The sequence below is a fragment of the Sinorhizobium sp. 7-81 genome, assembly GCF_030124405.1.
GTDB lineage: Bacteria > Pseudomonadota > Alphaproteobacteria > Rhizobiales > Rhizobiaceae > Sinorhizobium > Sinorhizobium psoraleae.
In genome coordinates this window covers 1-374 of sequence record NZ_JASKLT010000097.1, presented here as the reverse complement: position 1 = coordinate 374, position 374 = coordinate 1, and the positions used below count along the sequence as shown (strand labels likewise).

General features: G+C 56.4%; 2 tRNA genes. Both read left to right on the top strand.

The features are described from left to right. Positions 1 to 44: 44 nt before the first annotated feature. Positions 45 to 120 (top strand) — tRNA-Glu (locus QN224_RS33680). A gap of 173 nt (positions 121 to 293) precedes the next feature. Further along, positions 294 to 369 (top strand) — tRNA-Glu (locus QN224_RS33675). Positions 370 to 374 lie beyond the last annotated feature (5 nt).

The following is a 374-nucleotide window of genomic DNA, read 5'->3' as shown; positions in this document are numbered from 1 at the left end:
CTTGCGGGAATCCGAAGCGCTCTCTATAAGCCACCTCGTCTTGGGCGCCCATCGTCTAGCGGTCTAGGACGCCGCCCTTTCACGGCGGAAACACGGGTTCGAGTCCCGTTGGGCGTGCCATTCCTTCTTCGCTATAGTTCTGGATACTTCGGGGTTGCGTTGTCGCATCGCGTTTATGCTTGCCTGAAGAAGACCGAAAACTTTCAAGAAGTTTTCCGCAAGAAAAATCGAATTGGCGGCAGCTGATCACTTGCGGGAACCAAAAGGCTTCTCTATAAGCCACCTCGTCTTGGGCGCCCATCGTCTAGCGGTCTAGGACGCCGCCCTTTCACGGCGGAAACACGGGTTCGAGTCCCGTTGGGCGTGCCATTCCT